Source organism: Streptomyces doebereineriae, assembly GCF_031845645.1.
Taxonomy (GTDB): Bacteria; Actinomycetota; Actinomycetes; order Streptomycetales; family Streptomycetaceae; genus Streptomyces; species Streptomyces canus.
In genome coordinates this window covers 1-447 of sequence record NZ_JAVREZ010000327.1, presented here as the reverse complement: position 1 = coordinate 447, position 447 = coordinate 1, and the positions used below count along the sequence as shown (strand labels likewise).

1 protein-coding gene and 1 pseudogene are annotated in these 447 nt (G+C 66.4%); both read left to right on the top strand.

The features are described from left to right. On the top strand, positions 1-297 hold a 297-nt coding region (locus RNB18_RS52115), incomplete at its 5' end, for a 30S ribosomal protein S2 (RefSeq protein ID WP_311721068.1). An 18-nt stretch (positions 298-315) separates the two neighbouring features. After that, positions 316-447: pseudogene (locus tag RNB18_RS52110) on the top strand (translation elongation factor Ts); the annotation flags it as partial.

The window sequence follows — 447 nt, the reverse complement described above, 5'->3', positions numbered from 1 at the left end:
CTGGGTATCCCGGTCATCGCGATCCTGGACACCAACTGCGATCCCGACCAGGTCAACTACCCGATCCCGGGTAACGACGATGCCATCCGTTCGGCTGCCCTGCTGACCAAGGTCGTCGCCTCCGCGGTGGCCGAGGGCCTGCAGGCTCGCGCCGGCCAGGGTGCCGGTGAGAAGCAGGACACCGAGGGCGCTGAGCCGCTCGCCGAGTGGGAGCAGGAGCTGCTCGCCGGTGCGACCGCCGGAACCGCCGAGGGCGAGGCCGCTGCTGCACCCGAAACATCCACTGACGCTTCGTAATTCCCGGAGAAGTCTTAAATGGCTACCTACACCGCTGCCGACGTCAAGCGACTGCGGGAGCTGACTGGCGCCGGCATGCTCGACTCGAAGAACGCCCTGGTCGAGGCCGGCGGCGACTTCGACAAGGCTGTCGAACTGCTTCGTATCAAG